The sequence below is a fragment of the Streptomyces cellostaticus genome, assembly GCF_023630175.1.
GTDB classification, from domain to species: domain Bacteria; phylum Actinomycetota; class Actinomycetes; order Streptomycetales; family Streptomycetaceae; genus Streptomyces; species Streptomyces cellostaticus_A.
In genome coordinates this window covers 132,504-140,527 of the sequence record NZ_JALLIN010000014.1, presented here as the reverse complement: position 1 = coordinate 140,527, position 8,024 = coordinate 132,504, and the positions used below count along the sequence as shown (strand labels likewise).

The 8,024-nt window shown below is 67.2% G+C and carries 4 protein-coding genes and 2 pseudogenes; 2 read left to right on the top strand and 4 right to left on the bottom strand.

The annotated features are described in order from the left end of the window. Positions 1 to 48: 48 nt before the first annotated feature. A complete protein-coding gene (locus MXD57_RS11820; RefSeq protein WP_308290710.1) occupies positions 49 to 411 on the bottom strand; it encodes a transposase family protein in 363 nt (120 codons plus the stop codon). On the opposite strand from MXD57_RS11820, the pseudogene MXD57_RS11815 reads away from it, so the two are divergent. Both MXD57_RS11815 and MXD57_RS11810 read left to right on the top strand, forming a co-directional pair. Further along, positions 404 to 628: pseudogene (locus tag MXD57_RS11815) on the top strand (integrase core domain-containing protein); the annotation flags it as partial. The gene MXD57_RS11820 and the pseudogene MXD57_RS11815 sit on opposite strands and share 8 nt — an antisense overlap. Positions 629 to 929: 301 nt before the next feature. After that, entirely contained in the window at positions 930 to 3,941 is a 3,012-nt protein-coding gene (locus MXD57_RS11810; RefSeq protein WP_250401313.1) for an AAA domain-containing protein, read from the top strand. A 249-nt stretch (positions 3,942 to 4,190) separates the two neighbouring features. On the opposite strand, the pseudogene MXD57_RS11805 reads toward MXD57_RS11810, so the two are convergent. The 3 genes and pseudogenes from MXD57_RS11805 to MXD57_RS11795 form a co-directional block, all read right to left on the bottom strand. Next, positions 4,191 to 4,538: pseudogene (locus MXD57_RS11805) on the bottom strand (TniB family NTP-binding protein); the annotation flags it as partial. Between the two features lie 338 nt (positions 4,539 to 4,876). Next, entirely contained in the window at positions 4,877 to 7,162 is a 2,286-nt protein-coding gene (locus MXD57_RS11800; protein WP_250401312.1) for a transposase, read from the bottom strand. Continuing rightward, entirely contained in the window at positions 7,162 to 7,983 is an 822-nt protein-coding gene (locus tag MXD57_RS11795; protein WP_374114684.1) for a TnsA-like heteromeric transposase endonuclease subunit, read from the bottom strand. Before MXD57_RS11795 ends, MXD57_RS11800 begins: the two co-directional genes overlap by 1 nt. Between the last annotated feature and the right edge of the window lie 41 nt (positions 7,984 to 8,024).

Sequence of the window (8,024 nt, the reverse complement as noted above, 5' to 3'; positions counted from 1 at the left end):
TGCCAGACGACTTTGCCGGAGCCCTGCGTTGATCCCGCCCAGGTGCCTTCACGTGCGTACAGGCGGTGGGTACGGGACGGCGCTGCCAGTCCGTTGCAGGCGTCCGGGCTTACCGACCACTGCGGGAGGGCGTTCCCGTGACAGCCGTACCGTAGCCACCGACGGCCGGCTCCGCTTCGGGCACAGCGGTTCGGGCCGTATGCCAAGGCTTTCTAGGACAGACGGCAGGGCGTCTGCGATCCACTCGCCGACCGCCAGCAGGGAGGCCGCTCCGGTCAGAACCGCGTACGCGGTCAGTGCGGGTACGACGGCCCGAGCATGCTGCACGCCGCGCGGATTTCGGGGATCGGGCACCGCGGCCAGTCGCTCCAGCAGGCCCGGGATCTCCTCGGCGTGGACCGGCAAGCTCACCCGCGCCTACCGGCCGTAGACCAACGGCAAGGCCGAACGCTTCAACCGCACCCTGCTCGACGAGTGGGCCTACCTGCGGCCCTACACCAGCAACACCGAACGCACAGAGGCCCTGGCAGACTTCCTGCACACCTACAACTACCACCGCTGCCACACTGCACTCGGCGGCCAGCCACCGATCAGCCGCGTGAATAACGCCGCGGCTCGATACAGCTAGAACTTGCGACGGAAGGCTGTGGCCAGGGTGTCTCCCTCTCTGAGCGTGGGCCTGTGCCGTCTCGTGATGCGCCGTGCTGCAGTCGCTGATCCATTCATAGCCCGGCAGGACCGAGAGAGAGGCACACCGGACTGTCTTCATGTCCGGAAATGGTTGTGCGTGAGTCCCCCCACATTGCCTGGCGTGCAGCGGCCATGGATCCTGAAAGGCTTGCCACAGTGGTAGGCGTTTGGGGGATGTGATGGCCCGCCCGGCAGTACGAGATGGCAGGGATCCCAAAGCCGTCCGCGACACTCGCGTCTTGATCGACTGTCTGCAGGAGCTGGTGCGGGGCGCCATCTCCAAGACCATCCGCGACTGTGCCAAGTACCCGGAAACGGTGTGGCTCGCGGACGCTCCCGATGGGACCGTGCGCCGTGCTGCGGACGCTGATCCTCGCATCATGGTGGTCAAGCACCGTCCGCCCCAAGAGGCACCGCGGCTGCCGGCGATCCTGCATGGCAGGGTGTCCGCCGAGGCCGCCGCCACCGCCGGGCCGCAACCTCCTGGCCTGATTGACAACACACCGAATGACCGTCAAATGGTCGACGGCCAGGCGGCTGTGGAGGAGAACCAGCCAGCACTGGAGGGCGGCAGATCCGAAGAACGCAAAGCGTACGAGACGTGGGTCGGCAAGTGGATGCGATGGTCGCAGGAAGAGCTGGCGGCCGAGCCGCAACGGCGACTGCACCAGCAGCTGTACCGGATGGCCAAGAAGATCGAGCAGGACAGCGACACCTTCGAAGTAGTTCTGGCCGTAGGTCTTTTGCAACTAGGAGCCCAGCGTCCCTCGGCCCGGGTCCGCAGGCACATCGTGACAACACCGGTGACCCTCACCGTTGAACCGGCATCGATCAACGTGACCGTTTCTCTGGTGCCGGAGCATCCCGGCCGTCTGGAAGACACCGACTTCCTCAGCGAGTCCGACGGCTACACGTCGGAGCTGCTGGGGGTTGTTCGCTCCGCTGTCGAGGACGTCCCCTTCCACCCGTTGTCGGACCGGGCGGCACAGGCCGTGCGCTCGTGGGCGCAGCGCGCTTTCGGAGTGGACCGCGTACTCCCGTTCGACGCAACAACCGGCCAGCACCCCGACCTCACCGCTGAACCCCAGACGCGGTCACTGCATCTTGCGCCCGCACTCATCCTGCGCGAACACAGCCAGCGCTCCGTCCTCGGCTTCTACGAGAGCATCGCCCGGGCGCTGAAACGTCCCGGAGCACAGGCTCCTCTGGGACTGGCGCAGTTGCTGTATGACCTTGAACCGGAGCACCGGACGGCCTGGGGGAGCAGGAATGGCTCCGTGCCGCCGGCACTGGGACCGGATCCGCTGTTCCCGATGATCACCAACGCTGCCCAGCGCGATGTCTTGGACCGGCTGCAGCGCGACACCAGTGTCGTGGTCCAGGGCCCGCCGGGCACCGGAAAGACGCACACCATCAGCAATCTGATCGCCGCGCTCCTCGCGGACGGCAAGCGAGTGCTGGTCACCAGTGCGAAGAGCCAGGCTCTGAATGTGCTGCGCGACCAGCTGCCGTCCCAGCTGCGCAGCATGTGCGTGATCCAAGGCGATCAGTGGCAGGGCGGTAACTCCGATCTGAGCCAGTCGCTGGGAGCCTTGGCGCACCTGAACGCGACAACGAACCTCGATCGGCTCCAACAGCGCATTGACGATCAGCAGACGCAGCGGCAACAGCTCATGGCGGAGCAGGCCAAACTCCAAGACCGCCTGCGTCAGGTCCGTGAAATCGAGTGGTACGAGCACCCTGAGATCGCGCCCGGCTACCGAGGGCGGCTCGACGACATTGTGCAGGCAGTGGAACGCGGCGCAGCCGAATATCGGTGGCTGCCGCCCCTGGATGTCCGGGCCCCACAGGTCCCGCCCCTGACCACGGACGAAGCTGAGCGACTGTGGCTGCTCGTCACCCAGCACGGTCCCGGACTCCTCGACGCCCGCATCCAGTACTGCCCGGACCCTGCCACGCTGCCGGACTCGCTGGAGGTTTCCCACTGCATCACGGAACTTCAAGGAGCCGAGGAAGCCGTCGGCCGCGAGCCGGTCACACCGCTGGCGCAGGAGCTGGCGGACCGCGGTGACGCGCGGCTCATGGTGCTGGAAGCCCTCCTCGACCGAGCTCAGCAGGCCCTGCAGAGGGTAGGGCTGTCCGCGGACCCCATCTCCTGGCAGGCGGATACCTGGTCCACGCGCGCGCTGCAGGACGGCATCGCCCAGCGATGGCAGCAATTGTGGGACAGCATCCGAAACGCCTCACAACGTGCACAGCAGACCCACGACGAGATAGCCGCCGCATCCTTCCCGGAAGTAGAGATCCCCCGCCTCTCCGAAAGTGAGGAGAAGGAACTCCTCATCGCCGGCCGCAATCTAGACCAACACGTCCTGCGCACCGGAAAACTGAACACGCGATGGCCCCGGCCGGCCGCCGTCAAGCAGGCCCGCTTCCTCCTCGAACAGTGCCGGGTGGAAGGCATGGCGCCAGCCGGCCGAGAGCACATCACCGCGGTCGTACGGCAACTGGAGATGCGCGCCCACGCCCGAACCCTGCGCGGCCGGTGGACTGGCGTCGGATCGGCCGTCGGACAGGACACCGCCGAACTGATGACGTCCGAGCTCTTGGACAGGGCCGTCATCCTGCAAGCCATCGACACCTGCGTGGAGGTCATCCGCCAGGTCCACGCAACCCTGCTGGCCGACGGAATCCAGACATCGGTCACCACCGCCGAGCAGTGGCGCGACATCCGCCAGGCCACGGCCCAGGCCCGTCAACTCCTGCACAGCAGGGCCGCAACACAACGCTTCGAAGAACTCCTCAAGAGCATTCCGCCGCCCCACCCGCATGGCGTCGACGAGCTGCAGCGCGCGGCGGATGCCGCAGCGGCCCGCGATGCGCAGGCCTACGCGCAGGCGGTCGATGCACTGGCTGCGGCATACCAGCGTGAGGCAGACCGGCGCGAGACCGGGAAACTCTTTGAGTGCCTTGCCGAGGCACACCCCGAACTCGCCAAGGACTTCGGCGGTGATCCCCGCGTCCGGCGGCTGCTCGGGCTCGTCCCGCCGGAGCACGATCTCGTCCAGCAGGCTCTCGTCGATCATTTCCTTCCCGGAGTCCATGGCTTCCTGGGCGCCGTCTTCGAGCAGGCGTCCCAGCAGGCCGATGACACCGCCGGTGCGACGCATCAAGTACTCCGGCATACCGCCGCCGGTGAGCATGCCCTGCGTCGCGTTCATCAGCCGCAGGTGCTTCTCGATTCCCTTTAGGTGATTGACGAAGGCCGCGATCTGTTTCGGGGTGGTGTAGCGGAACCGGTCGATCTCGATGAGCTCGAAGCGGTGTTCCGTCTGGGTGACCTCCAAACCGTGGATGCGGGTCGACTCCAGCGGTGGCATCTCCCATTGCCGGGTCTTCTTGTTCCACTTGGCCTCACGCAGCAGCCCGATGCCGGAGATGTTGACGCCGGTCAGGATCAGAGTGACGTCCAGGCTCATAAGGGCCCGCATCAGGTCGAGGACGTCCTGGTCGTCGGCTCTGTGCATCCGCAGCCGGCTGATGTCGTCCAGAATCAGAGCTTTGACGCCATGGTCGTAAAGGGAGTCGGCGACCTGCCGTACCAGTTCCGGCAGCGTGGCCGACTTGCGCGTCGGGGCCCGGAAGAAGCCTAAGATCGACGTGCAAAGGCTTTTCGGCGTTGCTGTCACCGGGGTCGAGACATAGACGACCGGTGCGTGGAGATCGCGGGTGCCCGGCAGAGCCTGGGGGTTGAGGTGGCTGTGGAGTTCAAGCCACTGCTTTTCGAAGACGGCCCCGGCTGAGCAGACAGACGCGGTCTTGCCGTAGTTGCCCCAGCCGCTGATCATGACGCCGGCGCGGGTCGGGGCGTTCTTCTTCCTCGTGTTGCCGCTCAACCGGCGCCGGATCAGCTTGCCGACCTTGTCATGCATGGGGGTGTCCTGCAGCGGGAGGTTCGCGTTCGTCAGCTCCCGGTAGAGGTCGTAGTCGTACCGGCGGCTCTCAGGGAGCATCGACCACTTTTGCGGGGAGATCGTCGGAGCGGGGACGAGTAGGTCGTAGTGGGTGCGGTAGTGCTGCCAGCCAACGTAGGTGTCGAGGGGCGGGCGGCTGCCCAGGATCAGCTCGGCGATCCTGGCTCGTGAAGGCAGACCGTCCAGTGGATCATCGTGAGAGAGGGCTCGGGTCACGTGTGGTCCTCCTGGACAGGTGTATCGGCTTCCGAGTCGTCGGGGGGCGGAAGCCGGAACATGGGACGCCGGTTCAGGGCCTCGTGCAGCGTTGCCGGGGCCACGGGCTTGACGTCGGAGAGGGCTTCTTCGCGTCGTCGACGGCGGTCGGCGTCGACCGCGTGGTCGATCGTGCGGGCGTGCTCGGCCCAGGCCGCGGGCATCTCAGCCGGAGCTAGCTCATCCGCGATGGCGGGTGCGGCGGGGCGGTCAGCGGCCGCAGCCTGTGCGCGGGTGATCTCGCGGGCTTGGGCGACGCGCTGCTTCTTTCCGGCCTTCCTCTTGGCCTGGCTGGGCCATTGGTCGACTGGGGTGACCGAGCCGAGGATCCCGAGCAGATGTTCCAGGAGCTCGCTCTCGGAATGGACCCTGATCTTGTTCGCCCTCACGTGTGTCAGCAGGGCGTCGGCAGTCTTGTCCGAGAAAGCAGGGATCTCACCTTCGGGCGGCAGGCCTCTCCAGCGCAGAATGTGCCAGGTCTCGTGGTCGGCAGGGTCCTGGAAGAACACCTGCCGGCGGTCCCTCCGGTCACTGCGGACAACCCACTTGCCCGCGTGTTCGCCGCCCCGGGCGGAGGGTTGCTGGAAGCGCGGCTCGTCGAAGACCGGGTGGTGATACCAGAGCCCGAGGATCTTCACCCCGCGACGAGGATGGATCTTCACGTGGTGTTTGCGCAGGACCTTGTAGTAGAAGCTCGGTTCGGGGAAGTCCAGGTCGAAGCCGCCCTGTTCCATCGCGGCAGCGAACAGGGTGTTGGGGCTGTGGTCTTCACCCGGTGCCCAACTCGGGGCGTATTCGCCTAGTTTACGGTTCTGCCAGATCTGGACGATCCAGGTCGCGATGATGTGCTCGGCTTGCGCGAGCGTGAGGCTCGCATCGCGTTCCGGGTCGGCCCCGCGGTCCGCGACGTCACCGCCGGTGAATCCCAGCAGGTGCTCGAAGAGCATGGTCTGGATGGTGAGGAACTGGCGCTCGACCGCGAACTTGTCGGTCTGCCGCAGGACGCGAGCAGGCAGGATCCGGCAGCCGATCTCCGTTTCGGCTTCCACCAGGTCGTGATTCTTGTAGGGGCCGCCGTGGTCGGTGGTGACCGTCTCCGGGGCAAAGAACGGCAGAGCGGCGACCCGGTGCCCGGTGAACTCGGCGATCACCTCGGCCGGCACCCCTGCGTAGGGCCATTCCATGTCCTCGCCCCAGCCGTCCCGCATCGGAAGCGGCAGCATCACGTCCCGCAGCAGCATCGCGATGTCGACCGAGGTGTCGGACTGGAGCGTGAGCCGGAAGGCCGGCAGCCCGTGCGTGTAGAGATCGAGTGCGAGGGTCAGCGTCGCGGTGATCGCGTCGCCGAACACGGTCTCGCGCAGCTTCACCGGCATCGGGGTCGAGTCCAGCACCAGAACCTGGCCCGGCCTGTGGACCACCACCCGGCCGGAGACCCCGGCCTCCGCGGCCGCCTCCGCCGTCCGCCCGTAACGCGGCCGGGCTCCGCCGGGCCCGAACCACTCCTTCCAGACGGCCGCGAGCGTCCAGCGTGAAGGGATCTTCTCAGTGGGAAACGTCGGGAACCGCTCACGCATGTACTGGTGCATCAACCGGTGCTTGGCACCCTGGCTCAGGCGGGCGCGTGGGCCGCACTCGGCCTTTACTGCGAAGATCGCCTCCCGGACCTCCTTCGTGATGGTGCGGTGCCCGCTGCGTCGCCGCGTCCAGCGCCCGTCCGCGCAGGCCAGCAGGAGACTGTCGCCCGCCAGTCCCGACAGACGTACCAGCGTCCGGTAGCTGAGGTGCTGCAGACCGCACCGGACCGCCTCGGGACGGGGCATCGCCTCTATCTCCGCAGCCTTCGCGTACCGACGCTGAGTCAACGTCGTGCGGTCCGGATCGTAGGCCGGCCGGGGCTCACCCGGCAGGGCCCGAGCCGGGTGGCCCTCCCGGAACCCCGTCTCGGCCTCCAGCACGTGCGCCGCCCGCAGCCGGGCCCGCTCTAACTGGTCCTTGGTCAAGTCGGCCAGTGTCCTCGGCTGCCGGGCGACCGGCGGCGGGCGCCCTGACTCGACTGCCGGAAGAAGCCGCAGGTCAGCATGGTTGATGAGCCAACGGAACGAGCGGGTCTCCGCGCGGCCGTCGTCATCCACGAGGACGAGCCGGCCGAGTTGACCGTGGACGTCGTCAACCGTCCACTCGACGCCATTGAGCGCGACCCGCCTACCCGGCGCGATCTGCAAGAATCGCCTCGTTGCCATCACACCGCCCAGATCAGTGAGCTGTGGCGCAAGGGACTGCCCAGGTCAACGCCGAGCTCGCGGTGCCAGAGCAGCCGGACGATGTTCGCCCGGCCAACGGAAGGCACGCTGGTCGCCTCCGCCAGGTCGGAGAACGTCATCGCCTGCCCCTTCTGCCCGCTGATAGCGGTGAGCAGCTGCTCGCGCATGCCGAGAAGGTCCCTCGCCGGCCGCCGGCGCGAGGACAGGTGGTCAAGGACGCTCCAGACATGCGGTCGCCAGCCCGCGACCACCGAGTACCGCCAGCCGCAGGCAGCCGCCACTTCCCTGGCCGCCGCGAACTTCAGCGCGTCCTCTTCCTTGATCAGCTCCATCGGGCGGACGTCCAGCAACCACATCCCACCGCCGATCACGGCCAGGAAGTCCGGGATGTGCCAAGCACGCCCGCCCGCATGCTCGAAATCAAGCCGGAACGGCTGCGACAGCACTTCCGATGCCCTCAAGAAGTCCAGCGCGACCAGCAGGCTCACTTCCTTCAGCGACTCGAAGCCATGCTTCCCGCCCGCTGACGCCATCGCCTCCAGGCCGGGGCGGTGCCGCTGCTTCGCCCGCCACGTGAACCCCCGCATCGGCCGGGACGACATCACCGGTACGTGAGCCATGTCCCGGACCGGCCAGCAGACCTCGTCGGCGCCCACCTGCCACGTCGAACTCCACCGACGCGGCCAGTCGTCCCCGAGCCGCAGCCGATCCCGCAGTCCGGCGTCCCCGTCGTACGCCGTGACAAGGTGGTCCAGCTGACTTGAATCCGACGGGATCTTCGCTCTCGCTGCCTCGCCCACTCATCCAGACAAGCACCACTCGACCGGCGACGGAGGCGTTT

What these genes read in the sequence shown, in the direction of transcription:
- MXD57_RS11800 (WP_250401312.1), bottom strand. Translation starts at nt 7,162, where the DNA reads ATGGCAACGAGGCGATTCTTGCAGATCGCGCCGGGTAGGCGGGTCGCG.